Here is a 26,774-nt window from a genome sequence, read left to right on the forward strand (position 1 = left end):
GCTGTCTGTATGGTTCACTGCATTGAGTCGGTTGTTCTTCCCAACCCTCGATGCAGTAGATCACTCTGGAAGTTCCTCGTAGAGATCGAGATGGATCTCATATAGGATTGCGACGCCGACCGTGAGTTCGCCCTCGGTCCTTCGACAGACTGGGGAGATAGTTTGTGGTAGTGGTGGCTTCCATCGACGTTACCCCCGCCTCAATGCCGCAAAATCTTCGGAAAAACCTCATGGATTCATCGCGAATTCACTTGGGCAGTTTTAATTCACATGAAGTGATATATGCGTGCAGCTAAGATGGGTCTCTATATGCAAAACCCGCAGAAGTTGAAATCTTCATTACAAGAATTGAGTGCAAATCGTTTCGAAGAATTTGTTGCCTCGGTATGGGACTCAATGGGATGGGAAACCAAAGTAACGCCATCTGGTCGCGATAAAGGAATTGACATAATTGCGACAAGGGAAGGTATCGTTGATGAGAAGGTCTTGATACAGGCTAAACGGTATAGTCCGGGCAATAAGGTGGGGAGACCAGCCATTCAACAATATAACACCCTCCAACAGCAGGTACCCGATGCCGATTCAGTAATTGTAGTCACTACCTCCAGATTTACAACGGAGGCACTTGAGCTCGCAAAGCAACTCAATATCAAGACTATAAATGGGAATAATATTTCAGAAGCCGCAATTGACCATATTTCGAAGGAAGACCTAAAACAAGTAATCAGCAAGTCTACTACCAATACAAAACAGGAGAATTCAGCCAGACCAAATGAAGTTTCAACGGAGGAACTTTCAGAGTCGGAGGAGGACCTTGCTCAGGTTTATCAAGTCTACTTTCGGAGGTTGAGGGAAGCAATTAGCCAGTCCGAACAAAGAATCCTCTATTTCGATATTAACAGAGAAAGCGGAGACACAAGTGAATACTCTGTCATGGGTACCATGCATAAAGTGAAGTTTTCTTCTGACAATCCGGAAATTTGGCTAAAATTTCAGAAAACTGCAAAAACTTATGGATGGGTGATAGCTCTGAGTGAAGCTTATGGTAGCGGTGCTGGAGGTGTGGAGATGGTAATGCCGCCAAAGGAATCGGACACATTCTATTTAGCAATTGAAACTGAACGCGGAGAGCGTATCTTACCACAGCGTCAAGCCAAAATATCAAGTTTGATACTGGAACATATTTATGACCAACCTTTATCCGGAACTGAAGTTACAGATATGTCGCAAAACCACGGCAAAGAACTATACACAAGGGTTGTTAAATAAATTAGCTATGTGTCTAAAAATACAGTCTTCTCTTCGTTCCATCTTTTCCTCCCTCGTTGCAGGGTCATAGTGCTTGTCTAAGACCTCTATCGTCATGTCCACTCGATTTGCAGTCACCTCTCGAGGTTGGCCAGCATTCAGTGCTTCTGTCACGTACCCTCGACGGAGTGCGTGTGGGCCAGCTGAACCCGAACATTTGCTTGCCATATTGTAGGAGGTTCTTCACACCCCTCGATGCTTCGATTCATTGATAGTCTGTGCATCTACCTACCGGTAGCTTCGTGCCAAACGGGTCTGGTGAAAACCTGAGTCTCAGTCAGAAATCTCGCTGGACAAGTTACCAAATATACGCCCAAGTATGCGCAGTGAATGTTCTATCCGGGCGTTTCACATCATTGAGTCGGTTGTTCTACCACCTGCCTCAATGCTGTAGATCACTTGAAGTCCCGTGTTGAGTTTGAAATAATGCTCTCGAGGAATCCAGCATTAGTCATAGATACGTCGCTAATTCGAGAAGGGGGAGATTTTTGCTTATTAACGCGCATTATAGCATTCCCGCAACTACTTGTTGAGTAAGGGAACGCCGTACTGCGATTCCACACAGAATTGGGAAGCGACTCAGTGAATTGCTGGAGGAGTGCAAGACGAATATGCCACCCTCTGGTGGTTTGCTACTTCACGCGAACGAAGTGAGCGAGTGGGTTGGGGCGGATTTGAACCGCCGACGCCGCCCTTCGCTCCGCTCCGGGCGGTTGCTCCCCTATGGTGGACTACGATACCAAATGGCAACCACCAACCCGAAACGGCTCGCAGAGCTATTCATCAAGGACCGAACCGGCGAAAAGTCGAAGTCAACCCTCTACAACAATCAAGGCCATCTACGCCAGTTCTGTGACTGGTGTGAAGAAAACGAGATTGACTCCGTCCGTGATCTTGGCGGAGAAGACTTTCTCGAGTATAAATTCCATCTACGGCAATCTGTTTCAGATTCTACCATCAGGAACCACTTCAGTACTCTACGCACTTTCTTTAAATTCTGCTATCGTATTGATGCGACAGAAAAAGGGCAGGAACTTGCCACTAAGTTAGAAACACCAGACTTTGCTAAGGGTGACCTCTCCCGCGACATATTGATGGATTTTGAAGAGGTGAATCGGTTACTGGATTACCTCAGTAAGTTCGAATATGGAACAAAAAAGCACATCACCTTCCTAATATTCTGGCATACAGGGTGCAGACGTGGCGCACTACGAGGTTTAGATATATCTGATTATGCACCATGCAAAGAGCGGGAACACGGTACATATGCTCTCTTGACCTTCAAGCACCGGCCAGAAACAGGGACTCCGCTGAAGAACGGAAAAGAAGGAGAACGCGAAGTTATGATTTGGCCAGAGTATGCAGAAGTGATTGAAGATTATCTCGAGATGAAGCGCCGAGATATACAGGACGAACATGGTCGAAAGCCACTTGTGACCGGTCCTAATGGACGCCACTCTAAATCGAATATTCAAGCGCTTATCTACGCTCTTACCCGTCCTTGCTACTACGCTAATGACTGCCCCCACCAACGGGATGAAGAGGAGTGCGAGGCAGCTTACTACGAATCAGCATCAAAATGTCCATCCTCATTATCACCACACCCAATGCGACGAACATCTATCACATACCACCTTGACCAGAAAAATTGGACATATGAAGCAGCCTCTGGGAGATTTGATGCATCAGTGAGTGTCTTGAAAGAACATTACGACGAATCAACAAAGGAGGGTCAAAGAAAAACAAGAGCCTCACAGTTCTTTAAAGGAGATCAATCTACATTGTAGGGATAGAATACTTGTAACTAAGAAAGTATCTAAATAAGCAACATTTTTCTATTTGACACTGTAATAAGCATGAAATGGGGAAGAAATACCCATCAGATTGGGATAGAAGGCGAAAGGAGGTATATAAACGTGACAACTACACCTGTCAGAGTTGTGGCGCTCGAGGAGGTCCACATGGAGACGCAGAACTTCATGCACACCATAGCTTAGCCATAAGCAAGGGAGGACCTCACAAAAAGTCAAATCTTATAACTCATTGCGAGGAATGTCACAGAAAAATACATAACAATAGTTCTACCGGACGAACTACTGCTCGAAAAATAACAATCGAGAACTCAACCACCTTTAGTGAGCGACAAGAATACTGGATATATACGTCAATAATACTATCGCCTGCAATTCTAATCTTAATATCATCACTCTACTCGGGGAGTATTAGGCTTATTATTATAGGAACAATAACCAGTGTGATATTCACTGGTATTACTATTTATATTTGTGGTGCGACTGCATATGAGAACTATACTGCATTAAAAACTATTGACTCATCTGGCCGTTGGGACTACACAATGGAGCTTATGGAAGATGGTCAACAATGTTTAGAACAGAAAGAATGGTTAGAGGCAAAACGCTACTTTCGGAGAGCATCAGAATCTTACGCGCGAATCTACAAAAATAACAAGAATGAGAATTCTTTAGAGAGCCAAGCAGCAAAACAGTGGTTCGAGGTTGCAAAACGCCGTTCATATATGTGTTCTGACCTCTATAAAGGAAGAAATTCTCGAGCAAAAGCAGAACAAAAGAGAGCTAATAAACTAACTGAAGAGATCCACCAATCATCTTTGAATGACTGATTTATTGAGGTAGCTGATGGCATATTAGAAAGATGTGTTCCTTGGAACAGGCTGGAAGGGGGCAGAACAGATTCACCCTATTATAGCAAAAACATAGAATTTCTCGAGTCGGGTTACGTTACCTGTCTATTCTTGCTACGAGTTCATGTTCTAACCTCCAAGAACTTCCAATTCCTCCTGGTAGAACTAAGTCTGTGGCACAGTAGGATCATATACCAGAATTCTTAACATACTATCTGATAGATCAATATGGGCGGAGATACTTGAGAATGATTTCTTGAACATACAGATAACATCTACTAATAATTTAGAAAACTCACTCAACAAATCTGTGGGCGTTCTGAGAGCTTTTTCCACTCGAGACAATGAAAACCATTCACGGTTTTATGGAGTGGCATAGGCGGCGACTGAGGCACCTTAAAATTGATTTGACCGGGTGGGTTCTGCCCTGATATAGGAATAGAATGGATTTCAGCTAAAATATTGTCTCTTGTAGTAGCCTAATAGTCTACTTCTGTACTTCTGCTGTAGTAGCGTAACAGAAGGAAGTAGTACTGTAGTAAAGTCTGGAAGCATAGTACAACAACAGTACAGCATACAGCAACGTACAGCAACAGTACAGCTTACAGCACAGCAACGTACAGCGTACTATAGTAAAGTCTGGAAGCATAGTACAGCAACAGTACAGCTTACAGCACAGCAACGTACAGCAACAGCACAGCCTACATTGCTCTGTTACTCCCTACCGGATAACAGAAGGATGTATTCTTTTCAGCAGTGACTATATTCGGAGTATACAGTGGCTCCATCATACTCCTTATCCCGCATCATTATATAATATTTTAGACTGTTTAGTGTTATTATAATATTTATTACATAGTGTGGGAATGGCTTCTCGACTATATTTAGTTAACCTCTGGCATTCTATTCCAAGGGGTTCTGATTCCAACATCGTATTATTATCAGTAATAACATAGATTGTTGCATCTATACAGACTGGAAGGGGTATAACAAGGTCCCTCAATGAAAATTCCTGCCTGAAGGAACCAGAGAAACATGCTTCGGGCACTTCCAGACTTCATTAAGATACCACCGGGTCAGTCTACTTTTTAGAAGCTATCACAGTGTTCACTGAAATTCTATTTTTGCCTGTAAGGGAGAAACACTTATCTATGATTCTTCCTTTAGCCAAACCACCATACGGGAGTGATGCCCGAGAAGCGACTTAATGGGTTCACTGATGGAGAAACCGGCTCTATTAAGAGGGTCGCTACGCCGTCTGTGGGTTCACGCGAACGAAGTGAGTGTATGGGTTGGGGCGGATTTGAACCGCCGACTTCCTCCGTGTGAAGGAGGTATCATAACCAACTAGATCACCAACCCGCACGAGGAAATTCCCGTGCGTTTGACTTAAGGCTTCCTTTCAGCGATCGTCCGCAGCCACCCTCGAGCGGCCCACGCGGTCACGCGCGGAATCGAGCGCTGCGAAAACCCTCGTTTCGGCTCGTCGCTCGAGGTCGGTCACGTCCTCGCGGACCCGGTCGATGCGGCCGGGTTCCGGGTCGCGCTCTCGGCCGAGCAACGATCGGACCCGATCCGTGACCCCGTCCATCTGCTCCATTACGCCGAGTCGAGCGTGCTCGGCGGCTCGTCGCAGGTAGTACAGGCTGTCGTGGAAGTGTTTGTTCATGTGACACTCTCCCATAGAGAGGCCGGACGAGAATATAGTTCTTTCGCGGACGACAAAATTCGAGCGTGCGGTGCAGCAGCGTCGTGACAGGATCTCGAGCCGGTGAGTGAAGTGACCCGGGTTCGCGAACGGCTACCGTGGTCGTCCGCTCGAGCCCGAGCGTTCGAAGCGGATGGAATCTCGGGCTCGAGCAGCCCGTGTCGCACGGCAGCATTCGACAACCCAGATCCGACGATAACGGGCGTTTCACCCGGTAACACTTCCGTTAGCGAGACTATATCGGGTTCGGATACGAACCAGCTAACGTAATGCGACTACTATCGCGACTCGAGGCGCAGACCCGACTGCAGCGGAGTCACTCACGACCATCGACGACCTCGCGGACGGCGGTGAGTCGCTGATGGCGTTCGAGAGCGGCATCGGCGCGGCGCTCCTGCTCGCCGGGCGACTCCTGTTCGGTGGTCTCCTCGTGTACCAGGGACTCAATCACTTCGTGGCGACGGAGATGCTGTCCGGCTACGCGCAGTCGAAGGGGGTTCCCGCGGCCGGGTTCGGCGTCGTCGCGTCGGGCATGATACTGGTTCTCGGCGGGTTCGGCATTGTCTTCGGCGTCTATCCAGTCGTCGCCGCGGGGATGCTGGCCGTGTTCTTCCTCGTCGTGACGCCGTTCATGCACGACTTCTGGGCGGTGCCCGAGGACCAACGGCAAGGCGAGATGACCCACTTCCTCAAGAACGTCGAACTGCTGGGCGCGTCCCTGATCGTGCTGGTCATCGCCGGCGAGACGTGGGGCTACGCGTTGAATATCGGTCTGTAACCCGTCCGGACAAACGAAGTCGTCTCTGCGGCCAGTAGAGAGAGCGTATTGACCGAAACCCAGTCCGCACGCCGTGTCGACCGGCGACGAAATCCAATCTGTTTTGGAGGGCAGTTCAAGCAGTCGGTCGTCAACTAGTGGAGTATGGCAACGAACGAGACGGCCTCTGGCTCCCGAGAGCGGAAACGGTTCCTCGTGGAATGCAACGGCTGTGGGTACGAGCAATCAGCAGACGGCCGCGACGAAGCGACCCGAATCGGAACCGACCACCGACGAGAGACGGGACACGATCTCGTCGCTATCGAATTACCGCCGATGACCGAAACCGAGCGCTCGTAGTTCCACGCCGTTCGGGGCCAGACGCGGGCCGCGATGAGACGATACTGATCGAGCCGATATCGAGTGCCAGAGCCGTCGTCTCGAAAATAGCTGCCACGGAAATCAAAGCCGATTTGCTGACCGGTTGCACCTAGTAGTCCGGCGCGTCTTCCGGTTCACCGTCGCGAGCGTTAACCACGCGAGCGAACGTGAACAGGCCGTCCGAGAGCCGGTTGAGGTACTGGACCGCATCCTCGTTGATCTCCTCCTCGCCGGCGAGCGCGACCGCCCGCCGCTCCGCTCGCCGACAGACCGTGCGAGCGTGGTGAAGCGCCGCCCCGTGTTCGCTACCGGTCGGGAGGATGAACGAGGTCAAGGGCTCGAGTTCGTCGTCGTACTCGTCGATCCAGTCCTCGACGGTCTCGACGTGATCGGGACGGACCGCGGGGTCGTCCTCGTCCGGATCGGGATTCGCGAAGTCCGCCTGAACGACGTGGAGGTGGTTCTGGATCGACGCCAGCCGATCGTCGATATCGTCGTGGTCGGTCGGTCGGATCGTCCCGAGCAGGGCGTTGAGTTCGTCGACGGTCCCGTAGGCCTCGATGCGGGCGCTGGACTTCGAGACGCGAGTCATGTCTCGAAGATCCGTCTGCCCGTCGTCGCCGCGACCGGTGTAGATCGACATGGCTGAACCGACGGAGGGATCGCACTTAACTTCCCTGTCACTCAACGCGCCGCGAGTCGCGTCCACTCCGGAGATTCGATTCAGGGCTCGAAAATCAGTACGTTAAACTCGCTTCGCTCTCTTGGGTCACGTATGGCTCTGGAACTCGTACACGAGTGTCCCGATTGTGGGGGCGAGAAGACGTTCTACCGCGCCGCCAGCACGATGCTCCACCTCGGTGAGAAGGTCAAGTGGCACTGCCCTGACTGCAACTACGGATTCGTCCGGATCGGCGACAACGGAACAGCCGTGGACTCGAGTACGGCATAGCTTCGGTCCCGAAACCGACCGGCTCGGCTCGCGTTTTCTGCGGAGTTGTCTGTTGATCGCCCTCCTGTCGTTGAACCGTACGACAGAACGAAGACCGCGAACCGATCGATCGCTTAGGAGTCGTCCGAAAGCGCCTGCCACGACAGTCGCGGGTTCCGCGCGGCGCTCGTCTGGTCGATTCGACGGGCAGTAGTGCGCTCCGGCGCGGCCTCGAGCGTCGCATCGTCCTCGCCGGCGACCGCGTTGAACGCGGCGGCGAGTCGATCGAGGGTGTCCTTGCTCTCGATTTCGGTCGGTTCGGTCATCAGGGCCTCAGGGACGATCCCGGGCCACTTGGTCGTCGGCGGGTGGACGCCGTAGTCGAGCATCCGCTTTGCGACGTCGGCGGCGTCCTGTTCGCCGGCGCTGGCGACGAACTCGTGGTGGAACGGGCCGTAGGGGATGTCGTACTCGATCCGTTCCGCGAGATAGTTCGCGTTGAGCACCGCGGAGGCGCTCGCGTCCGCGAGTCCCTCGTCGCCGAGGCGGGCGATGTAAGCGAACGCCTTGAGGAGCACTAGCCAGTTACCGTCGAACCCGTGGACCTTGCCGATCGTGTGGTCGGGATCGAACCGCTCGTAGATCGGATCGCCCCCGTTCGAGCCCTCGTCGCGCTCGCGGACGCGCGGCGCGGGCAGGAACGGGGCGAGGTCGTCGACGACGCCGACCGGACCGGCACCCGGCCCGCCGCCGCCGTGGGGCGTCGCGAACGTCTTGTGGACGTTGTAGTGCATCACGTCGAAGCCCATGTCGCCCGGCCGAGCGCGGCCGAGCAGGGCGTTCAGGTTCGCCCCGTCGTAGTAGAGCAGGCCGCCGACGTCGTGGACCATCGCCGCGATTTCGGTGATGTCGCGCTCGAACAGCCCGAGCGTGTTCGGATTGGTCAGCATGAGCGCTGCGGTATTCTCGGAGAGGGCGGCCTCGAGCGCCTCGAGGTCGACCCGTCCCTCGTCGTCGCTGGGCAGGGAGACGACGTCGTAGCCACCGAGCGCAGCACTGGCGAAGTTGGTCCCGTGGGCGCTCTCCGGGATGATGACCTCGTCCCGATGCCCCTCGTCGGTGTGTTCGTGGTATGCCGCGGCGACGCGGATCCCGACGAACTCGCCGGCCGCGCCGGCGGGCGGCTGGAGCGTCACCGCGTCCATCCCGCCGATCCGGCCGAGGTAGTCCTGCAACCGGTAAAGGAGTTCGAGCGTCCCCTGAACGGACCCTTCGGACCGATCGGGGTGGACTGCGGCAGACGGCAGCGCGGCAACGTCCTCCGTGAACTTCGGGTTGTACTTCATCGTGCACGACCCCAGCGGGTAGGGCCCGCTATCGATCCCGTAGATCATCTGCGAGAGCCGCGTGTAGTGGCGCGCTAACTCGGGTTCGGAGAGCTCGGGCAACTCGATCGAGTCCCGCGTCAGGTCGTCGGGAAGCGGTGAGCCGGTGTCCTCGCTACTGGCACCGTTGCCGTCGTCCCCACTGACGCCGATCTCGACCCGCGTCTGATCCTTCTCGGAGAGCAGCGGTTCGTACTCGCCGTTCTCGACATACCGGGCCTGGTCGTAGCGCGACTGTGCGGCGTCGCAGTTGTCGGATCCGTCGTCACTCATCGTGCCACCTCCTCGAGAGCCTTGACGAATCGATCGATCCGGTCGTCGGAAACGCCGGCGATACAGAGCTGAATCTCGTGGTCATCGAGAACGTGAACCGCAAAGCCGAGTCGCTCGAGGTCCTCGGCGACGGCCCGTGCGGGCTGGTCGACGCGGGCGACGAACTCCCGGACGTGGTGGCGGTCGTGGACCGGGGCTTTGACGCCGGCGATGTCGTCGAGGCGCTCAGCGAGGTCTCGGGCTCGGGTGACGTCGCGTTTCGCGAGATCGACCATTCCGGTCGGCCCCAGGACGGCAGCGTGTATCGCGGTTCGGAGCGCGACCCAGGCCTGGTTCGTACAGATATTGCTCGTCGCGCGTTCCCGGCGGATGTGCTGTTCGCGGGTCTGGAGGGTGAGCGTGAACGCCCGGCGGTCGGTCGCGTCCTCGCTGACACCGACCAGTCGGCCGGGAACCTGGCGCAGGTACTCCTCGCGCGTCGCAAAGAGGCCGAGCCCCATTCCGTAACTCGTCGGGAGGCCGAGCACGCTCGCGTCACCAACGACGACATCGGCACCGATGTCGACGGGCCGCTCGAGCAGGGACAGCGCGATCGGATCCGAACCGAGCGCGTAGAGCGCGTCGTTGTCGTCAGCGAGGTCGCCGACCGCCGCGAGGTGCTCCTCGATCGTCCCGCGCACGGTCGGATTCTCGGCGTAGATCATCACGACCTCCTCGTCGACGGCCGCCTCAAGCCCTGCGACGTCGACGTTCCCGTCGTCGATCGGATACTCTTCGACGACGAGATCGGTCCCAGCGACGTAGTTCTCGAGCGTGCTTCGCCGTTCCGCCCGCAGGAGTTCGGGAACGAGCACGCGGTGGCCCGTCGTCTCGCGGACGCGGTTGGCCAGCGTGGCGGCTTCGCCGAGCGCCGTCGCCGCGTCGTAGATCGAGCAGTTCGCGATCGCGAGGCCGGTCAGTTCGACCAGCAGCGACTGGTACTCGAACAGGGCCTGCAGGAACCCCTGGGAGATCTCCGGCTGGTACTGCGTGTACGACGTGAGAAACTCGGAGCGGTCCGCGAGGTGGTCGACCAGCGACGGAATGTAGTAGCCGTAGTGGCCGCGTCCGAGCAGTTCGGTCACGTCGTCGTTGCGATCCAGGATAGATCGAACCAGTCGTCGCGTTTCCCGTTCCGTTCGTGCGTCGATGCCGAAGCGGCCCTCGAACGCGACGTCGGCCGGGATGTCGAAGAGGTCTTCGACACTTCCCGCACCGACCGCCTCGAGCATCGCCGCGCGGTCCTCGTTCGTGTGGGGAGCGTACGGACTCCCCGTGGCGTGTGATCCGTGCATGATTAGCGGTGGTCCCGATCGATCGTTCCGGTCTGCCCCCACCCGCGTCGATTGCGTCGTTCGATCCGAGACACGATACACGTCTCTAGCGGGCACGGGGTTATGAACGCACTCGTTTCGGACTGACGGGCCGGTCGTCGCCGTCTCTTCCACCCTGCAGGCGCTACACAGACCACTATAGCGGACGCCGGTGTCGGAGGGGCGCATGGTCGACGCAGGGGACGAGACACGTGCGGACGACAGCGAGACTCGAGACGGGAAACTCGAGGGAGACGGCGGGGAGGACCGGGACGCTCGAGACGGCCCGCTCGATCGCGGCGATCAGGAGATCGGTGCGACGGCCGCCGCCGACACCGACTCACTGCTCGGCGTGCTCCCGCACTTCTATCGCGGAGAGGTCAGCCAGGCCAACAGCGCGCAGGACCGAATCGATCGGACGACCGACTGGGCGATCACCCTCCTCGCCGCGTTGCTCTCGATCGTCTTCTCGAGTCGGAACATGCCCGCTTTCCTGCTCCTGATCGGGATGTTCGTCCTCTCGATCTTCCTGTTCTACGAAGTCCGGCGCTACCGGTTTTACGACCACTGGCGCGCCCGCGTCCGGTTCATTCAGGAGAACGTGTTCGCGAACGCCCTCGAACCCGTCGGCGTCGAACATCCGGCCTGGCGCGAGGAACTGAGCGACGATCTCCGAAATCCGACGTTCAAGGTATCGACTCGAGAGGGGCTCTCTCGGCGTATTCGTCGCGTGTACGGGCTCCTGTTCACGGTGGCCGGGGTCGGCTGGCTGTTCAAAGTCACGATGTTTACCCCTGAGCAACAGTGGACGGAAGCCGCCGAGTTACCGGGGATTCACGGTGCGGTCGTGGCGGCAGTCCTCGGTCTCTTTTTTGTGACCGTAATCGCACTCGGGCTGTGGCCTGGGGGACGGGAGGCGAAAGGCGAGATTCACGGTGCAAAACCCGGCGAGTGGAAGAACGAGTAACGGCGTCAGCTGTGGTACGTTCGATTACGAGTCGGAACGCAAGTCGTCGTCCGGATCGGCCGCTGTCTCAACATCTCCGCCTTCGTCCGACTCGGTCGCGGATTCTGGTTCGCCGGCCGACTCCGCAGGGCCAGCGTCTATTCCCTCACCTTCAGTGATGGCTCCCGCGATTGGCTGATCGGTGCGCGCTCGAGCGAAGCAATCGAGGGTGAGTTTCGCGCCCCCGAGGACGACCGGGCCGATGAACAGCCCGACGGCACCGAAGGCGATGAGGCCGCCGAAAATCCCCACGACGACGATAGCGGAGTTGAAGGCGCTGGTCCGGCCGATCAGCGCGGGGCGCAGATACGAATCCGAGAAGGTGACAAGCAGCCCGTACACGGTCATCGCCGCGCCAGCGGTCGGCCGCCCCATCGCGACCAGGTAGGCCGCCGCCGGAATCCAGATTCCGAACGCGCCGACGAGCGGGAGCAGCGTCAGAACGAACGTCGCGACGGTGAGGAAAACGACGGCGGGGACGCCGGCGATCGCTAGCCCGACCCCGAGCATCACTGCCTGAATCGCCGCGACGGCGACGTTCCCGACGACCGAGGCCCACATCAGCCGATCCAGCCCCGTGCTGAGTTCGTCCAGAATCTCGTCGTCGATCGGCAACACCCACTGGAACCACGCGACGAGTCGCTCCCCGTCCCGCAACAGCGCGAAGAGGACGAACAGCGTGACGGTCAGACCGATGAACATGCTCGGCAAGCTACCGACGAGACCGATCGCCCCCGACGTGACTTCCTGAATGGCGGTCGCAATTCGACCCTGATTCGACTCGTACAGGTCCACGAGATCGACGGCATAGCCATTGGTCTCGAGCGCTCCCTCGACCGTCTCGACATCGATCTCGCCTTGCCTGATCGAGCGGACCAGCCCGAGCGATTGTCGAACCGCGACAGAAATGACGTAGACGAGCGGTATCAACACGACGAGTAACGTGGCAATCACCACCGTGATCGCTGCAAACGTGGGTCTGATGTACTGCTCGAGGCGTCGCTGGACGGGCAGCAGAATGTACGCGAGAACGACGCCAAACAAGACGTACTGGAGATACGGGAGGAGGACGAACAGTGCGAGGAGACCGCTCAACAGTGCGAACACGGTCAACCCGGGCTGCTCGACAATCCAGTCCGGTGGCTCGGGGCTGTCTGGCATGTCCGAGTATGCAATACCCCTATAAATTAGTCCACTGATACGATTTGCGACCAGTTTGATTTCCAAGAACTCTGGAACAATTCACAGACTCTCCTCACACCCCTAACGAATGCTCAGTCCCGGGAACTCACGTATCGCTCAGTACGGAGCTATGCGTTGGCGGTCACCCGGCGAAACGGGCGGCCAATCCGACGCGGTACCCAGACAAGGAATTGGACGACGGGAGTCAGTCGACCCCATCGGGGCGGCTCTGCACGGTAGTGGTCACCCTCCTGCTCTACACGGCCTTTGCCTTCCAGAAATCCGAGGGCACTTCCGACGCGTGATTCAGTGAGATCGAGATCAGTAGCAAGCTCTGGGGCTGTCTGCGGTTCAGGGGCGTCTCTCAGACCCTGATACACGACGTTCAACGTCTGCATTCGAAGCAGCGTCTCCCCCATCTGGTCCTCCTCGAGGTCGGAGATGTACTCGTGTGTCTCCCGAGATGGCCCATGTCGGATGGCCGTCACGCCATCGAAGACGAACCAGAGACCTGCGAGAGCCAAGAAACTGCCAACCCACGGGAGCGGGGAGATGAGTATCCAGTATGTACCGACAGCGAACACAGATATCCCGTAAATGAGCCAGTTCGCCCCCTCGGGCAAGTTGTGTGACTCATCGACGACATCGTGTACCACCATCGCACCAAGTACGAGTATCAGCGGAACGCTTGTTCGGATCGTCATATCGGTGAAAACAACGAGGAGGGCAAGTATGCCGACTGTGCCAACGATGGTGCGGAAGTGTTTGTTTCCGTGGAGTGCTCCGATACGACTGTCCATACGTCTTTGTACGGGATCCAATTGGATATTTGTTCTGTTCTCAGTGACAAGTCGCCACTCCGTGTAACGACTGTTTCAGATGAGATAGTGACTAACAATGGATTACAATAGAACTCTTCGACCTCGTCTCTACTGAGCAGTTAGTTCTACCCCACTACTCTCCGACAGCAGACCGTGAGAGACCAATCGCTCAGTCCAGATTAGGCCCTGCTCGAATAGGCAGAAAGAATATGTGACAATAGAATTGTATATAAAATGTGATTTTAACTCGTCGCAGGTTCTTGCTAGGCACCGGTGCGACGATTGCACTACTTTCTGGCTGTAGTCGGTTTCCCACCGTCCTCTCTGCACCTCGCACGCTATACTTCGTGGTTTTCAATAACACATCAGAGCCCAATATGTTTCACTTCGCTACCGAGACGAAACAAGGACTCGAGGACTGGGTATCGTTGAGAGTAGATGCAAAGAAAGACAGGAAGTCCGTGGTAGATATCTCCGATCTCGATGAAATAGTCGCTGTCCATGGGTTTGTCGATGATGTTCCCTTACGAACTACCGAGATTGATTCCGCGGAAAGGTGTCTTATCGTGACGATCGTGTACGACCGATTAGTGAAAAACCGTGATATTCTGGAGTGAATCTAACGACTGTTAAGAACGTTAGTTGAGCAGAAAGTGTCCTTCTAACCATCTTTAGTTCCGTCTGAGAAGCATCGCTCCGTGCGCTACTCCACGTACCGATACTTCCGCTCGCCCATGCGGCCCCAGCCGTCGAAGACGAACTCCTCGGTGGGCGTCGTGAACTCCTCGACGTCGACGTCCATCTCGTGATTGTGGGCGTCGTGGATCTCCTCGTAGTCATCCCACGACATCTCGTAGCGATCCGCGAGCTGTTCGTCGACGTTCAGGGAGTCGATCTCTTCGGCCCACCCCTCTCGAATCGTCTCGGAGTGGATCTCCGCCTGTGCACCGCTACCGTAGGAGCCGATGAGCATCTTTTCGCCGGTCATCTCCCGGCCCTGCTCGCGAGCGTGTTTGAGCGCACTCGCGCGGGCGACGTGGACGGAGCCCGTGTACCAGTTGCCGACCTCGCGGGCGATGGTCAGCGTCGGATCGATCGTCGTGTCGTACCACTCCGCGTAGCGGTCGGTGTCCTTCAGGAGATCCATGTACTCCCGGAGCGCGTCGCGGTACTCCTCGTCGGAGTCGAACGCCTCGGGTCGGGGCTGCCGACCGATTTCCTCGGCCAGTTCGTCCTCGATTTCCGTGTTCCGAGTGATGTGGCGGAACGCGAGCAACGCCGCCTTCCGGACCATCCCCGGGAACGGCGTGTGGAACGGCGCGTAGACGAAATCCTCCTCGTGGACCTCGCCCGCGACGCTCTCGTAGTCCTCGAGGGCCTCGCGCATCCGCGCGAGGTAGACCTGCACGGAGCGTTTGCCGTCGACGGACGGGAACTGCTGGTTTGGCTTGAGGAAGTCCGTTTCGTCGGCCGAGCCGTAGCCTTGCTCGGCGGAGAGTTCGACGAGGTTCGGTTCCTCGCTGATGAGCATCGCGACGGCGCCGGCCCCCTGGGTCGCCTCGCCGTCGTCGCCGCGCGCGTAGAGCGCGGTGTCGGTCGCGATGACCAGCGCCGAGCGACCACGATTGCGGCCCGCGCGGATCCAGTTGTAGGCGTCGTCCAGACTCTGGGTCCCCGCGATACAGGCGAACTTCCGCTCGCCCTTGTTCGCGTGGTGGAAGTCGTCGTCGTACACCTGCTCGAGGCAGCCAGCGACGTACGTCGAAACCGGCTTCGAGTTGTCGAAGGCGCTCTCGGTCGCGACATCGATTCGACCGATATCGGCCGGCTCGAGTCCTTTCCGTTCCATCAGTCGGTGAGCGGCGTTCGCCCCCATCGTGACGATGTCCTCGTAGCTATCGGGGAACGAACTCGCGTTGAGCCCGAGCCCTTTCGTATACTTTTCCGGGTCTTCGCCCTTCTCCGGGGCGAACGTGCCGGGGAGGTCCAGTTTGAGGTTCCCGGTCCAGATCTCGACGGCGTCGATGCCGACTGCAGTCATGTCTCGTCAATACAGGTGATGATACAAGGTATTGTCGTTCGGCATTTCGTCACCTGTCGAACTCCTACTCCACCGGCTCCCGCAGTCACATCGTAAGTAAACAACTCGGTCGTGACTAGCCCGGATTGTCGTCGTCCCACCGTTCGACAACGGCACCGTCCGAATCGAAGATTAGAAGCGTGATTTCGTACGCGTCGCCGCCGGTCCCGCCGCCGGGCTCGTGGACGAACTGGCCGTTTGCGTCCTGTTGCTCTGCGATTTCGGTCGCCCACGCGTTGTCGAGATTTCGGAACTCCGCCCAGACGGTTCCGAGATTTGACGAACTGTCGACGGTGTAGTCAACGGTGTACCTCGATTGACCGTTGTTTCCGTTGTCCGTAACGGATACCGACTGGAACTGCGGGCTCGTTGACGCAGCCAAATCGTCGTTGGCAGTCGGATTGGTTCCGTCGGCCGTATCACCGAACGACCGGCTGTCGACCAGCACTCCGTCGGTATCGTACACGCGAAGTTCGATTCCGAACTCGTCGCCGATAGAGTTCCCAGAGAACTCGAGTCGACCGCGGGGGTCAGTCGCAGTTTCGGTCGTGATCACACCGGTGTCGCGGTTCTTGAAGCTGACCTCGACTCGGTCGAACTCGTCCCGGTTTCTGACATCGTAGGAGACAAAGTAATGCGCAGAGTTGTCGTTCGGTTGACTCCAGTCGTCGACGCGACTTCCATTCAGTCGCGGACTCGTCGGTGACGATAAGTCGTCATCTGCGTCCGGGTTCACGCCATCTGCCGTGTCCGTCTCGTTCCTCGTGTCGATTACGTCCCCATTGGTGTCGTACGCCGTTATCGTGATCGTATACGAGTCTCCGCCGGATCCACCCTCGCTGTACTCGACGGTCCCACGGGGGTCGGATCGATTCTCAACCGTCGTCGTCCCACTATCTATATTGTCGAACTCGATCTGGACGTGATCGAACGACTCCGCACTCACGTTGTACGAAACAGCGTACTGAGCGACGTTATTCGTCGTGTCGTCCGTGATCGACCACGCGATTCCGTCCGTTTCGGAACCGGGCCCTTCGTCCGGCTGCCTCACGTCAATGACAATCGTATCACTGACACCACCGCTCGAAACGAATAGATCAATCGTGCCGTTCCCGTCGGCGATAACGTCTACGATACCGTCCTCGCTATATTCACTGAAGGTGTCGACCGTCACGCCGTCGCTCGTCGTATAAGCGAAATCGAACGCAGCTGCTTGCGCGGTTGCCGTGGCCGAGAACGTTACTGTCGTTCCAGCCACGAAAAAATAATCACAGCTCTCAGCGTCGTCACACCGCTCTACGTTCCCAGAGGGTTCATCGAATGAAACGTCGTAACTGCCACTCGTCCGGTAATCGTTGCCAGTACGTTCGGTACCAATAGTAAAATTTTTCGCTGAACTCCCCCCGTTCCCGACGCCGACTCGAGCGATATCGAGTTCGAACTTTTCCTCTAGGACGATCGATGCGGTACCGTTTCCGCTGCCTGCTTCGTCGTATCTAGCTCCCTCGGTCGACTCAAGTTCGACCTTCCATCGCTCTGGACTTTCGGTCGGTACCGTGATTCTGGAGCCGGCTTCGAGTGTCGTTGTTCGAACCGGATCGAGGGATTCGACGGGAATCGACACAGTTCCCGAACTCCGTTCCTGTAGACTGCCATCGAGAAGCGTAAGCGTGATCCGCTCACTCCCGATCAGTTGTTGGCTCCCGACTGAAACGTTCGCCCGCTCGAACTGATTGTACAGTAGCGAGTGTTCGAGTATAGTCCGGGGTGCGTTGCGGTACTCGTTGTAGTCGGGCTCGTACACGAGAAACCGAGTTTCGTACTCGTCCGTTTCGTTCCCCGAAACGATCGTTACGTTGGCTTCCGGTCGGATAGTTTCGATTGTCCCACTCGGATCAGGCGGATTCATCGAAAACGTTCGGGTCGGATACTGCGTCCCGAGTGTGATCGATGCAGATTGTGAGCTCCCCGTTGTGCCTGTGTTTCGAATCGCGTTCCGTAGCTCCTGCATCTCGTCGTGAACGTTTTGATTGTGCTCGTACTCGAGCGCACTGTTTTCCGCAGGGACCGTGTTGACCTGATAAAGCACGAGCGCGGCGAAGATGATAGCGAGCAGCAGCACCGCCCCGATCTGGACGGTCACTGCACGCTCGTCTCTCCGCAATGACATAGCCGAGGATAGTCGTGATAACGTAAACGTCTGGTGGCTACGGAACGGCGAACTCACCGCCCAAAACAAACGTATCGCCCGAGCGGCCGCGCGGACTCGTTACTCGTCTTCTTCGACGACTTCCGGATCGCTCATCGCGCTCTGGAGGCTGTCGAGGCCGTTGATCCACTCCGTGACCAGTCCGTACTCGAGGTCCTCGGCGACGGTCATGTCGAGCTCGTTGCCGTCGATGATGAGCGTCCCCGCCTGGGCCGCGTAGCCGAGTGCGGCATCGAGATCCTCTTCGGCCTCGGCGTCGGCCGCGGCGCCGAGGTAGTCGCTGACGCTGCCCTCGTCGGCAGGTCCGTTGGCGACATACTCCTCGGCCGCGAAGAAGACACAGACCAGACTCGTCTGGACGCCGTCGACGAGGATCAGCTTCTCTTCGTCCTCGATATCGACCTCGCTGAGAACGATCTCGCGGACGTCCGCGATCTCTTCGAGCGCATCCTCCTGGTCGAGTTCGTCGTCGTCGTAGGCAGCGACGATTTTCGCGATAGCGATTGCCGTGTCATCCTGCAGATTGAGCAGGAGCCGCGCCGACGATTCGTCTTCCGGATCGATCTCTTCGTCGTTGATTCGACCGATCCAGTTCTGCCAGCGTTCCTCCGAGTAGAACTCGGTCGGGGGATTGCTCATACAGACACCTACACCGGCCGCTTGAAATGCCTTTCTCTACACTAGCCGCCGTGAGTGACTGTTTAGTGAGACCGAACGAATACACAATACCCGACTACGACCGACCTAGTGGCCCAGATACGGCGCTTCCTGCAGTTGGTTCCCCGAACAGTCGATCCGTAATCAGCAATTACTCCGATCGCTCGAGCGTCGCTTCCGTGTCGATCCCGTAGACTCGCTTTGGCGTCTCGACGTGGGCGATCCGAACCGCGGTATCGTGACCGTTCTCGAGCAACCACCGAACCCGCCGTGGGACCGTCTTGGGTCCGAGCACCGCTCCCGGCCGATCCGGATCGTCGATGTAGTCGGTTTCCATCAGGAACGGCTCGCCGCGCTCGGCCGCGGTCTCGAGGCGATCTTTCTCGCTCATCACGCTCGGCGTCGGCCCCTCGAGGCGGCCGCCCGCGTAGTGTTTCACGACGCGGTGGGCCGGCATGCCGGCGGCTTCGGCCCACTCCGCGACAGTTGTCAGATCCTCGCTGGCCTCGGTGTGGAGCTGGACGGCACACTCGAGGTCGGCCCCGTGGTCAAACGCGCGGCGCATGACCGCGTTCGAGGCGGCCCAGACGTCGTCGTCGACCTCGTAGTGTGGCCGGCCGGATTTCAGCGCCAGCGCGTCGCCCGACTCGACGTACTCGGCCGCGACATCGATTCCGGCCCGCATGAGGTCGCGGGCGTCCTCGGGCGCGAACCCGCGGTCGTCGACCAGCCGCGAAACGAGGCCGGGGTGGACGCCGAGGACGGGCCACGCTCGGCCCTCGAGTTCGCTCGAGGCTTCGTCGACGATTTCGACGGTGCGCTCGAAGACCTCGCGGAAGTCCTCGCCGGTCTCGGCCTCGCACCCGAGGTGCCAGGAGGGTTTGTTCACCACGAGCAGGTGGGTGCCGCCGACGCGGGCGAAGTCACGAACGGCGTCGATGCCTCGGTGACTGTCGGGATCGAGGTGGAGGTGGTCGTCCAGTACCGGCGTCTCGTCGATCATACCCGCTAGTGAGCGCTCCGCGCTCGAAAAGTCACTGATTTCCGAGTCATTTCGACGGACGGTGGACGCGCCTCGGTCGCCGGAAAGATGTCAACCCGGAGCGACAGTTCGATGATTATCCACCGTAGGAGAGGTATCGGACAATGAGCGCCGGTGAGCGCACCTGTCGGTAATAGTTATTATGGCGGATGTAATTAGTGCCGCAATGTATCAATATGCGTGATCACGTATGAGTGACACTGGGGACGGGCCGGCCGGTGACGGACCGGCAGATCAGTTCACACAGCCGGATCAAGAGAGCGGGCCGAGAGTCGAGTTCTACGGCGGCCGCGGGATGAGCGCGTTCCCGATCGCGTTTTTCATCGTCTGGGCCATCGTCCAGACCGCGCTCTGGCGGATCGGGGACACGGGCGGGCTCATCGTCGGGATCCTCGTCGGGCTCATCCTCGGCATGTTCTTCGTCCGGGGGAACTGGGAGTCCTACGCCAATACGATCTTCGAGGGGATGACCCAGCCCGTCGCGGTGACGGCGATCGTGGCGTGGATCTGGGCCGGCATGTTCGCCCAGCTGTTACAGGACGGCGGCTTCGTCGGCGGCCTCGTCTGGCTGGCCGACACCGCGGGCGTCGGCGCGGCGCTGTTCCCCGCGATCACGTTCGTCCTCGCCGCCGTCTTCACGACGGGGATCGGGACGGGCTACGGCGCGACCGTCGCCTTCGTCGGGCTGTTCTTCCCCGCCGGCGTCCTGCTCGGCGCGAACCCCGTCTTGCTGTTCGGCGCGATCCTCTCCGGTGCGATCTTCGGCGACAACCTCGCGCCCGTCAGCGATACGACGATCGTCAGCGCCGTCACGCAGGACGCCGACATCGGCGGCGTCGTCGCCTCGAGATTCAAGTACGTCATCATCGCCGCGATCGTCGCCTTCCTCGGCTACGTCGTCGCCGGCGGAGCGATGGACGGCCGCGATATCGGCGCCGAAGCCCAGGCGATCTTCCTTGAGGGAAGCGAAGCGATCGGCCTGATTCACGTCGTCTCGATGCTGGCCGTGATCGGCGCGGCGATCGCCGGCCGCCACATCGTCGAGGCCATCTCGTGGGGGATCGTCATCGCGGTCGCGTTCAACCTCATTTTCGGCCTCGAGGGCCTCGGCGGTATCGTCATGTTCAACGCGCCGCCGGACGCGCCATTGGCCGAACCGCTGTCCGGCCTGCCGATCCTCACGATCGTCGAGGATCCAGACGCGGTCGGCGTCGGCGGGAGCCTGATGAACGGCGTGGCTGGCTTCCTCGAGCTGTCGATCCTGGTCTTGCTGATCATCGGCGCGGCCCAGATCATGATCCGCGGCGGCGCGTTCGAGGTGTTGCTCGAGTGGTCGCTCGAGAACCTCGCGACGAACGTCCGCAACGCCGAACTCACGATGGTCGGTTCCGCGGCGCTGATCAACGCGATCATCACCATCAACACCGCGGCCGAGGTGGCGATCGGTCCCTACATCTCGAAGATCGGGGAGCGATTCAATCTGAACGGCTACCGGCGAGCCAACATCCTGGACGGCCAGACCGCCGCCCTGGGCTACATCTTCCCGTGGTCGGGCGGCGTGCTCGCCGGCTACAGCGCGATGCAGAACCTCCCCGGCGAGTACGACTGGTTCGACCAGTCGATGGTCGTCACGCCGATCGACGTCGTCCCGTTCGTCTTCCAAGGCTGGTTGCTCGTCTCGGTGTTCGTTCTCGCGGCGCTGACCGGGTTCGGCCGCGAGTACGTCATCGATCGCGAGAGCGAGGAGGTGGCGCGCGTATGAGCTTCTTCGAGAAGTACCTCAAAGGTTGGCAGTTCCGTGCGAACCGACCGACGCTCGAGACCGGATCCGAGATCGACGTCTTCGTCGCGGAGACGAACGGGACCAGCGGCCGGGCGTACATCGGCGACACGGAACTGGTGATCGACGGGGCCGGTCCGGAGACGGTCGAGAAACAGGTGCGGGTGCGCGTGACCGAATTCGACCAGACGACCGCCACGGGTCGCGGCGAACTCCTCGAAATCGTCGGTGAGAGTTCCTACAGCGGTTGATTTTCCTGTCCCTCGCCGTCACGGCTCGAGCGTGACCGCTTCGTCGGCCGCGTTCCGAAGCGCGTCGGAGCGGCCGTGCGTCCCGGGCGCGATCGCGATCGTCTCCACGCCGACGGTACCCGCGTACTCGAGGACGGGTTTGAAGTCGGTATCTCTCGAGGCGATGGCGAATCGATCGATGGTGCCGTCGCCGGCGAGCGCGGTCGCGTCGACGGCGAGCTTGACGTCGACGTCGCCGCTGGTGACGATCACTTCGAAGCCGCGGGCTTCAGCGGCCTGAATGAGGCCGGGGGTCGCGTGCTCGTCGAGATAGAGTCGGATGACGCCGACGCGGCCGAGTTCGCGGGCCGCGTCGCGCAGATCGTCGAGATCGACATCGAACTCGTCGCGGAAGACGTTCGGCCCGTCGACGAACAGACCGACTGCCGGCTCGGCGGTGGTCCGTGAGTCCCCGAGTCGGGCGAGACGAGCGCGAACGCGGTCAAACATAACCCGTGCTTTCCGCGGCCGCGAGATAGATGTGACGAAACGCCGCGTGGGCCTGTCTGGTGAGTCCGTGGATGAACCAGCATCCTCAGGCTACTCTGAACGGAAACGAACGTCGCGCTATCGGGGCAACGGGAATTTCCACGCCCTCCCGGCCGAATTCTCTACACGGGTGCTTGCACCCGTCTGCTCATGAGCCGACTGCCCGTCTCCTCACGGGTCAGTTCGTTCACCGCGGCCCAGCGTGCGCTATTGCACGCAGTGTGACCAGTCCGAAGCGATCTGTTACTCGCCTCGATCGAGCAGTCGGCTACTGGCTGTAAAACGGGTGAAAGCCGCTTCCTATCGTTCGATTACTCGAAAACGAAGTAGTCCCGTTCCTCGCCCTGAACCGAGATCCACTTCGGCTCGGTGAGTTCCCGGACGATCCACTCGCCGTGGTACCGGCCGAGGCCCGATTGCTTGACCCCGCCGAAGGGGGCGTTGTGGTCCTCGTTGATCGGCTGATCGTTAATGTGGACCATCCCCGCCTCGATTCGATCGGCGAGGTCGCGGGCGCGATCCACGTCCTCGCAGAAGACCGAGGCCGAGAGGCCGTACTCGGTGTCATTGGCCAGTTCGATTGTCTCCTCGTCGTCCGAGAACGGAATCACGGGCGCGACGGGACCGAAGTGCTCGTTGCACGCCGTCGGCATGTCGTTCGTACAGTCCGAGAGGACGGTCGGCTCGACGAACAGGCCGTCGGCCTCGCCGCCCGTCTCGAGGGTGGCACCCGCCTCGAGCGTCCCGTCGATGAACTCGACCAGCTCGTCGCGCTGGGTCTCGTTCTGGACCGGGCCGAACGTCACGTCCTCGCTCTCGGAGGGGTCGCCGATCACGAGCGACTCCGCGTGGTCGACGAGCAGGTCGACGTACTCGTCGTACAGCGATTCGTGGACGAGATGGCGGTTGATCGAGATGCAGACCTGGCCCTGATGGAAGAAGGAACCGAACGCGCCGGCGCGCGCGGCCCGCTCGAGGTCGGCCTCGTCGGTGACGACGAAGGGCGCGTTGCCGCCAAGCTCGAGGGCGGGCAGCGCGAGGCTCTCGCCGGCGTTTTCGGCGACGCCCTTGCCGACGGCCGTCGAGCCGGTAAAGGAGATGACGCGCGGCGTCGGGTGGCCGGTCATCCGATCGCCGATCGCCGAGCCGCGGCCGGTGACGACGTTGACGACGCCGTCGGGGACGCCGGCCGCCTCGCAGAGCTTCGCGATGAGCAGCCCGCCGGTGATCGGGGTGTCCGTCGCCGGCTTCAGAACGACGGTGTTCCCCAGCGCGATCGCGGGTGCGAGGGCCCGAAGCGAGAGGTGCAGCGGGAAGTTCCACGGCGAGATGATACCGACCACGCCGACCGGTTCGTGGACGATGTGATTGTCCTTGTCCTCGATCGACGAGGACGGCCGAACCTCCTCCGCCGGCGGCTCGAGCTCCAGCGCCATCTCCACGTCGCCGGTCGCGGTCGCGAACTCGCCCATCGCTCGGTAGCCCGGGGTGCCGGCCTCCGTCGCGAGCAGGCCGGCGATCTCCTCGAAGCGCGCGTTGAGTTCGTCCAGCAGGTTCTGAACGATCTCGTTGCGCTCCTCCCGAGGGGTCGCCGCCCAGTCGGACTGGGCGGCCTCGGCGGCCTCGTAGGCGGCGTCGACGTCGTCTTCGGTTCCCGCTGGTACCTCCGTAAACACTTCCTGTTTCGCCGGATTCTCCACGGGAATCGTCTCGCCGCCGGTGGCGTCACGCCACTCGCCGTCGATGTACAGTCGGTTCCAGTCGGCCCGTGGCTCGAGTTTCGGAGAACTCATACGGCGGCGTTTACGTTAGTTTTAGGCATATACCTTCGGCAACCGGAGACGATAGTCCGCGCCGTTGTAACGGCAAACGGTTACGGAAACGAGGTGGATATCGGTCTCGACGAGCGACGGTTCGCGTTCCCGGATCGGCCGTTTGATACCGAGAGATGACGCTGAAACGATTTTCGTGAAGGTCAGGCGGCCGACATGCGTCAACTGTGCAGTAACTGTCAGTGGCTACGATACCGGGATGGCCAGTGGGTCCGACCGACGAAAAGACATTACTACTCCGCGGCAGATATCTCGAGTATGCCGCTTCAGACGCCGCCGTTACGTGGGTTACACGACGAGCGCGGAGCGAAGTTCACGGAGTTTGGCGGCTGGGATATGCCGGTCGAGTTCGATTCGATTCGAACCGAGCACGCCGCCGTCCGGGAGGACGTGGGGGTCTTCGACGTCTCGCACATGGGCCAGATTCACGTTACCGGCCCGGACGCGACGGAGTTGATGCAACGACTGACGTCGAACGACGTCTCCCGGCTCGCGGTCGGCGACTCCCAGTACGCCGCGATCACCGACGAGGACGGGATCATCATCGACGACACCGTCGTCTATCGGCTCCCCGATGACGGCGGGCAGGCGACGTACCTGTTCGTCCCCAACGCCGGCACCGACGAGACGACCCACGAACGGTGGCTCAGCTACCGCAACGAGTGGGACCTCGAGGCGACCGTCGACAACCGGACCGACGAGTACGCCATGTTCGCCGTCCAGGGCCCGAACGCCGTCGATCTGGTCGAGGGCGTCGCCGAGGAGTCGGTGAGCGACCTCGAGCGGTTCGAAGCTCGGTACGCGACGATCGGGGGGGTCGACTGCTGGACTGCCCGGACGGGCTACACCGGCGAGGACGGGTTCGAGTTGCTCGTCCCCTGGGCGGCGGCCGAGGAGATCTGGACGGCGCTGGACTGCCAGCCCTGCGGGCTCGGCGCGCGCGATACGCTCCGTATCGAGGCCGGCTTTCTCCTCGCCGGCCAAGATTTCGACGCGGACACCGATCCGCGGACGCCGTACGAGGCCGGCATCGGCTTTACCGTCGCCCTCGAGACCGAGTTCGTCGGTCGGGACGCCTTGGCGGAGATCGAGGCGGCGGGCGTCGAGGAGCGACTCGTCGGCTTCCAGTTGATCGATCGCGGCGTCCCCCGACACGGCTACGACATCACGACGACGGAGAGTCGCGTCATCGGCACCGTCACCAGCGGGACGATGAGTCCGACCCTCGAGCGACCGATCGGCCTCGGCTACGTGCCGGTCGAGCACGCCGAACCGGGGACGACGCTGCAAGTGGTCGTCCGCGGGCAGTCCAAAAAAGCAAGAGTTGAAACCACACCCTTCATCGACACAGTACAATGAGCTTCGACGTTCCCGACGATAGACGGTACCTGGAATCGCACGAGTGGGCACTCGAGACCGACGGCGTCGTCCGCGTGGGCATCTCCGACTTCGCACAGGACGAGCTCGGCGACGTGGTCTTCGTCGAACTCCCAGACGAGGGCGACGAACTCGAGGGAGGCGACGAGTTCGGCGTCGTCGAATCGATCAAAGCCGTCTCGGACCTCTACGCGCCGGTCGGCGGCGAAGTCGTCGCGATCAACGACGAGCTGTTCGACGCCCCCGAACTCGTCAACAAGGACCCCTTCGGCGAGGGCTGGATGCTCGAGATCGAGGCCGACGACCTCGAGGAACTCGAGGCCCTCCTCTCCGCCGACGAATACGAGGACCAGATCGCCTGACTGCCGTTGCGATGACGGATCCGTTGTAGCGGCTATCAGATCTGTCGAGGACGCCAGACGATACCATCCCACCCGTCGACTGCGCAGCCGCTCACACGACGGCGTTCCCCGGGTTACTCGAGCGTCACGAGGTGCTCGAGCACGTCGTCGAGCGGTGCCGAGGTGACGGCTAGCGAGTAGCCGTCGATTCGCGCGAGCTCCCGCGCGTGGTCCCAGAGGTCCTCCTCCTCGAGTCCGTGGAGAATCACGGCGTTCGGCGTCGGGTTGATCATCCGGAGGGCGATGCCGACGCCCTCCCCGCGCGTGACGTTGGTGAACACGAGCACGCGACTCGTACTCTGTCCGTAGAGCCGAAAGAACTCCTCGCTCGAGAGGCGGGTGATCGCCTCGATGCTGTCGATGACCGTGTGACCGCTGACCTGATCGGTGCCGCTCGAGGCCACTTCGGTCGCCTCGAGGTCGTCGTACAGCCGCGTGAGGGGAAGCGACGTGGCGTACTCCCGGAGGTCGTAGACGATGTCGCTGTCGAAGCCCGCCGAGAGGACCCGACCGTACTGTCTGATGCGCTCGCCGCCGCGTTGCTCGTCGATCTCGAGCAGCCCCTCGACGAGACGGCCGACGACGCCGATGCCGGGACTCTCCCGGCGGCCGCTCTCGTAGTCGGAGATGACCGACGACGAGACATCGAGTTCGGCCGCGAGATCGGTCTGTGAGACGCTGAAGTCGGTGCGCCACTTCCGGAGCGTGGCCCCGGGATCCTCACTCAACGTGATCTCCCCGGCGATTTTCTCCGCAAGTTCCCGTTTGGGTCCGCGTCCGCTCATACGCGACGGTCGTGCGGTCGATCCAAGTAGCTACCGGAGACGGGTCGATCGTTCGACTGGCGGAGT

Annotated in this window: 24 protein-coding genes and 1 tRNA gene; 11 read left to right on the forward strand and 14 right to left on the reverse strand. The window is 59.4% G+C overall.

The annotated features are described in order from the left end of the window. Positions 1-309: 309 nt before the first annotated feature. The 3 genes from CP556_RS18455 to CP556_RS18465 all read left to right on the forward strand — a co-directional run bounded on the left by CP556_RS18455 (position 310) and on the right by CP556_RS18465 (position 3,949). Positions 310-1,269 carry a restriction endonuclease gene (locus tag CP556_RS18455; RefSeq protein WP_176548242.1) on the forward strand — a complete coding sequence of 320 codons (960 nt, stop codon included), beginning with the start codon at positions 310-312 and terminating at the stop codon, positions 1,267-1,269. A 782-nt stretch (positions 1,270-2,051) separates the two neighbouring features. After that, complete coding sequence (locus tag CP556_RS18460) at positions 2,052-3,095, forward strand: tyrosine-type recombinase/integrase (protein ID WP_176548243.1); 1,044 nt, start codon at positions 2,052-2,054, stop codon at positions 3,093-3,095. 74 nt (positions 3,096-3,169) lie between these two features. Continuing rightward, positions 3,170-3,949: an HNH endonuclease gene (locus CP556_RS18465; RefSeq protein WP_098726949.1), complete on the forward strand. Its 780-nt coding sequence runs from the start codon at positions 3,170-3,172 to the stop codon at positions 3,947-3,949. A gap of 1,309 nt (positions 3,950-5,258) precedes the next feature. On the opposite strand, the gene CP556_RS18470 is transcribed toward CP556_RS18465, so the two are convergent. Both CP556_RS18470 and CP556_RS18475 read right to left on the reverse strand, forming a co-directional pair. Further along, positions 5,259-5,332, reverse strand: a tRNA-Val gene (locus tag CP556_RS18470). Positions 5,333-5,372: 40 nt separating this feature from the next. Continuing rightward, entirely contained in the window at positions 5,373-5,639 is a 267-nt protein-coding gene (locus CP556_RS18475) for a DUF7553 family protein (protein WP_098727474.1), read from the reverse strand. Between the two features lie 400 nt (positions 5,640-6,039). On the opposite strand from CP556_RS18475, the gene CP556_RS18480 reads away from it, so the two are divergent. Both CP556_RS18480 and CP556_RS18485 read left to right on the forward strand, forming a co-directional pair. Next, entirely contained in the window at positions 6,040-6,456 is a 417-nt protein-coding gene (locus CP556_RS18480) for a DoxX family protein (RefSeq protein ID WP_098726950.1), read from the forward strand. 144 nt (positions 6,457-6,600) lie between these two features. After that, on the forward strand, positions 6,601-6,795 hold the full coding sequence (locus CP556_RS18485) for a hypothetical protein (protein ID WP_098726951.1): 195 nt from the start codon (positions 6,601-6,603) through the stop codon (positions 6,793-6,795). A gap of 130 nt (positions 6,796-6,925) precedes the next feature. Here CP556_RS18485 and CP556_RS18490 read toward each other — a convergent pair whose 3' ends face one another. Continuing rightward, positions 6,926-7,459 carry a cob(I)yrinic acid a,c-diamide adenosyltransferase gene (locus CP556_RS18490; RefSeq protein WP_098726952.1) on the reverse strand — a complete coding sequence of 178 codons (534 nt, stop codon included), beginning with the start codon at positions 7,457-7,459 and terminating at the stop codon, positions 6,926-6,928. Positions 7,460-7,591: 132 nt separating this feature from the next. On the opposite strand from CP556_RS18490, the gene CP556_RS26115 reads away from it, so the two are divergent. Further along, positions 7,592-7,768 (forward strand): DUF7838 family putative zinc beta-ribbon protein, encoded by a 177-nt coding sequence (locus CP556_RS26115; RefSeq protein ID WP_176548244.1) that lies wholly within the window; start codon positions 7,592-7,594, stop codon positions 7,766-7,768. 113 nt (positions 7,769-7,881) lie between these two features. Here the strand turns inward: CP556_RS26115 and gcvPB are convergent, their stop codons facing one another. Both gcvPB and gcvPA read right to left on the reverse strand, forming a co-directional pair. Next, positions 7,882-9,405, reverse strand: a complete 1,524-nt coding sequence (gene gcvPB, locus CP556_RS18495; RefSeq protein ID WP_098726953.1) for an aminomethyl-transferring glycine dehydrogenase subunit GcvPB — start codon at positions 9,403-9,405, stop codon at positions 7,882-7,884. Then, the gene (gene gcvPA / locus CP556_RS18500; RefSeq protein WP_098726954.1) at positions 9,402-10,739 is read right to left on the reverse strand and encodes an aminomethyl-transferring glycine dehydrogenase subunit GcvPA; all 1,338 of its coding nucleotides are present in this window, start codon (positions 10,737-10,739) and stop codon (positions 9,402-9,404) included. The genes gcvPB and gcvPA overlap by 4 nt, the downstream gene beginning before the upstream one ends. Before the next feature lie 205 nt (positions 10,740-10,944). Between gcvPA and CP556_RS18505 the strand changes: the two genes are divergently transcribed. Beyond that, on the forward strand, positions 10,945-11,724 hold the full coding sequence (locus CP556_RS18505; protein ID WP_098726955.1) for a DUF2270 domain-containing protein: 780 nt from the start codon (positions 10,945-10,947) through the stop codon (positions 11,722-11,724). A gap of 24 nt (positions 11,725-11,748) precedes the next feature. Here CP556_RS18505 and CP556_RS18510 read toward each other — a convergent pair whose 3' ends face one another. From CP556_RS18510 to CP556_RS18540, 6 genes are all read right to left on the reverse strand, one after another. Beyond that, positions 11,749-12,924: an AI-2E family transporter gene (locus CP556_RS18510; RefSeq protein WP_098726956.1), complete on the reverse strand. Its 1,176-nt coding sequence runs from the start codon at positions 12,922-12,924 to the stop codon at positions 11,749-11,751. A gap of 149 nt (positions 12,925-13,073) precedes the next feature. Further along, positions 13,074-13,745, reverse strand: a complete 672-nt coding sequence (locus tag CP556_RS18515; RefSeq protein ID WP_098726957.1) for a hypothetical protein — start codon at positions 13,743-13,745, stop codon at positions 13,074-13,076. 724 nt (positions 13,746-14,469) lie between these two features. After that, positions 14,470-15,807: a hydroxymethylglutaryl-CoA synthase gene (hmgB, locus tag CP556_RS18525; RefSeq protein ID WP_098726959.1), complete on the reverse strand. Its 1,338-nt coding sequence runs from the start codon at positions 15,805-15,807 to the stop codon at positions 14,470-14,472. Between the two features lie 115 nt (positions 15,808-15,922). Next, positions 15,923-18,016, reverse strand: coding sequence for a hypothetical protein (locus CP556_RS18530; RefSeq protein ID WP_141551713.1), 2,094 nt, complete (start codon positions 18,014-18,016; stop codon positions 15,923-15,925). A gap of 99 nt (positions 18,017-18,115) precedes the next feature. Continuing rightward, the gene (locus tag CP556_RS18535; protein WP_098726961.1) at positions 18,116-18,694 is read right to left on the reverse strand and encodes a DUF2150 family protein; all 579 of its coding nucleotides are present in this window, start codon (positions 18,692-18,694) and stop codon (positions 18,116-18,118) included. A 169-nt stretch (positions 18,695-18,863) separates the two neighbouring features. After that, a complete protein-coding gene (locus CP556_RS18540; protein WP_098726962.1) occupies positions 18,864-19,715 on the reverse strand; it encodes a TatD family hydrolase in 852 nt (283 codons plus the stop codon). Between the two features lie 229 nt (positions 19,716-19,944). On the opposite strand from CP556_RS18540, the gene CP556_RS18545 reads away from it, so the two are divergent. Beyond that, positions 19,945-21,516, forward strand: a complete 1,572-nt coding sequence (locus tag CP556_RS18545) for a Na+/H+ antiporter NhaC family protein (protein WP_098726963.1) — start codon at positions 19,945-19,947, stop codon at positions 21,514-21,516. Further along, positions 21,513-21,785 carry a DUF7513 family protein gene (locus CP556_RS18550; protein ID WP_098726964.1) on the forward strand — a complete coding sequence of 91 codons (273 nt, stop codon included), beginning with the start codon at positions 21,513-21,515 and terminating at the stop codon, positions 21,783-21,785. Before CP556_RS18545 ends, CP556_RS18550 begins: the two co-directional genes overlap by 4 nt. Positions 21,786-21,803: 18 nt before the next feature. On the opposite strand, the gene CP556_RS18555 is transcribed toward CP556_RS18550, so the two are convergent. Beyond that, entirely contained in the window at positions 21,804-22,274 is a 471-nt protein-coding gene (locus CP556_RS18555; RefSeq protein WP_098726965.1) for an NYN domain-containing protein, read from the reverse strand. 350 nt (positions 22,275-22,624) lie between these two features. Continuing rightward, positions 22,625-24,106 carry an aldehyde dehydrogenase family protein gene (locus tag CP556_RS18560; RefSeq protein ID WP_098726966.1) on the reverse strand — a complete coding sequence of 494 codons (1,482 nt, stop codon included), beginning with the start codon at positions 24,104-24,106 and terminating at the stop codon, positions 22,625-22,627. A 297-nt stretch (positions 24,107-24,403) separates the two neighbouring features. Here CP556_RS18560 and gcvT point away from each other — a divergent pair, with 297 nt between their 5' ends. After that, positions 24,404-25,504, forward strand: a complete 1,101-nt coding sequence (gene gcvT / locus CP556_RS18565) for a glycine cleavage system aminomethyltransferase GcvT (protein ID WP_098726967.1) — start codon at positions 24,404-24,406, stop codon at positions 25,502-25,504. Further along, positions 25,501-25,884 (forward strand): glycine cleavage system protein GcvH, encoded by a 384-nt coding sequence (gene gcvH / locus CP556_RS18570; protein WP_098726968.1) that lies wholly within the window; start codon positions 25,501-25,503, stop codon positions 25,882-25,884. The genes gcvT and gcvH overlap by 4 nt, the downstream gene beginning before the upstream one ends. A gap of 113 nt (positions 25,885-25,997) precedes the next feature. Here gcvH and CP556_RS18575 read toward each other — a convergent pair whose 3' ends face one another. Beyond that, positions 25,998-26,708, reverse strand: coding sequence for a helix-turn-helix domain-containing protein (locus tag CP556_RS18575; protein ID WP_098726969.1), 711 nt, complete (start codon positions 26,706-26,708; stop codon positions 25,998-26,000). Positions 26,709-26,774 lie beyond the last annotated feature (66 nt).

This window comes from Natrinema sp. CBA1119 (assembly GCF_002572525.1).
Taxonomy (GTDB): Archaea; Halobacteriota; Halobacteria; order Halobacteriales; family Natrialbaceae; genus Natrinema.

Bases quoted from the DNA above. Each gene is read 5' to 3' on its own strand.
- CP556_RS18475 (WP_098727474.1), bottom strand. From the start codon at position 5,639: ATGAACAAACACTTCCACGACAGCCTGTACTACCTGCGACGAGCCGCC.
- CP556_RS18490 (WP_098726952.1), bottom strand. From the start codon at position 7,459: ATGTCGATCTACACCGGTCGCGGCGACGACGGGCAGACGGATCTTCGA.
- CP556_RS18460 (WP_176548243.1), top strand. From the start codon at position 2,052: ATGGCAACCACCAACCCGAAACGGCTCGCAGAGCTATTCATCAAGGAC.
- CP556_RS18540 (WP_098726962.1), bottom strand. From the start codon at position 19,715: ATGATCGACGAGACGCCGGTACTGGACGACCACCTCCACCTCGATCCC.
- CP556_RS18550 (WP_098726964.1), top strand. From the start codon at position 21,513: ATGAGCTTCTTCGAGAAGTACCTCAAAGGTTGGCAGTTCCGTGCGAAC.
- CP556_RS26115 (WP_176548244.1), top strand. From the start codon at position 7,592: ATGGCTCTGGAACTCGTACACGAGTGTCCCGATTGTGGGGGCGAGAAG.
- hmgB (WP_098726959.1), bottom strand. From the start codon at position 15,807: ATGACTGCAGTCGGCATCGACGCCGTCGAGATCTGGACCGGGAACCTC.
- CP556_RS18510 (WP_098726956.1), bottom strand. From the start codon at position 12,924: ATGCCAGACAGCCCCGAGCCACCGGACTGGATTGTCGAGCAGCCCGGG.
- gcvH (WP_098726968.1), top strand. From the start codon at position 25,501: ATGAGCTTCGACGTTCCCGACGATAGACGGTACCTGGAATCGCACGAG.
- CP556_RS18515 (WP_098726957.1), bottom strand. From the start codon at position 13,745: ATGGACAGTCGTATCGGAGCACTCCACGGAAACAAACACTTCCGCACC.
- CP556_RS18480 (WP_098726950.1), top strand. From the start codon at position 6,040: ATGGCGTTCGAGAGCGGCATCGGCGCGGCGCTCCTGCTCGCCGGGCGA.
- CP556_RS18560 (WP_098726966.1), bottom strand. From the start codon at position 24,106: ATGAGTTCTCCGAAACTCGAGCCACGGGCCGACTGGAACCGACTGTAC.
- CP556_RS18545 (WP_098726963.1), top strand. From the start codon at position 19,945: ATGAGTGACACTGGGGACGGGCCGGCCGGTGACGGACCGGCAGATCAG.
- gcvPB (WP_098726953.1), bottom strand. From the start codon at position 9,405: ATGAGTGACGACGGATCCGACAACTGCGACGCCGCACAGTCGCGCTAC.
- CP556_RS18485 (WP_098726951.1), top strand. From the start codon at position 6,601: ATGGCAACGAACGAGACGGCCTCTGGCTCCCGAGAGCGGAAACGGTTC.
- CP556_RS18530 (WP_141551713.1), bottom strand. From the start codon at position 18,016: ATGTCATTGCGGAGAGACGAGCGTGCAGTGACCGTCCAGATCGGGGCG.
- gcvT (WP_098726967.1), top strand. From the start codon at position 24,404: ATGCCGCTTCAGACGCCGCCGTTACGTGGGTTACACGACGAGCGCGGA.
- CP556_RS18505 (WP_098726955.1), top strand. From the start codon at position 10,945: ATGGTCGACGCAGGGGACGAGACACGTGCGGACGACAGCGAGACTCGA.
- gcvPA (WP_098726954.1), bottom strand. From the start codon at position 10,739: ATGCACGGATCACACGCCACGGGGAGTCCGTACGCTCCCCACACGAAC.
- CP556_RS18575 (WP_098726969.1), bottom strand. From the start codon at position 26,708: ATGAGCGGACGCGGACCCAAACGGGAACTTGCGGAGAAAATCGCCGGG.
- CP556_RS18455 (WP_176548242.1), top strand. From the start codon at position 310: ATGCAAAACCCGCAGAAGTTGAAATCTTCATTACAAGAATTGAGTGCA.
- CP556_RS18535 (WP_098726961.1), bottom strand. From the start codon at position 18,694: ATGAGCAATCCCCCGACCGAGTTCTACTCGGAGGAACGCTGGCAGAAC.
- CP556_RS18555 (WP_098726965.1), bottom strand. From the start codon at position 22,274: ATGTTTGACCGCGTTCGCGCTCGTCTCGCCCGACTCGGGGACTCACGG.
- CP556_RS18465 (WP_098726949.1), top strand. From the start codon at position 3,170: ATGGGGAAGAAATACCCATCAGATTGGGATAGAAGGCGAAAGGAGGTA.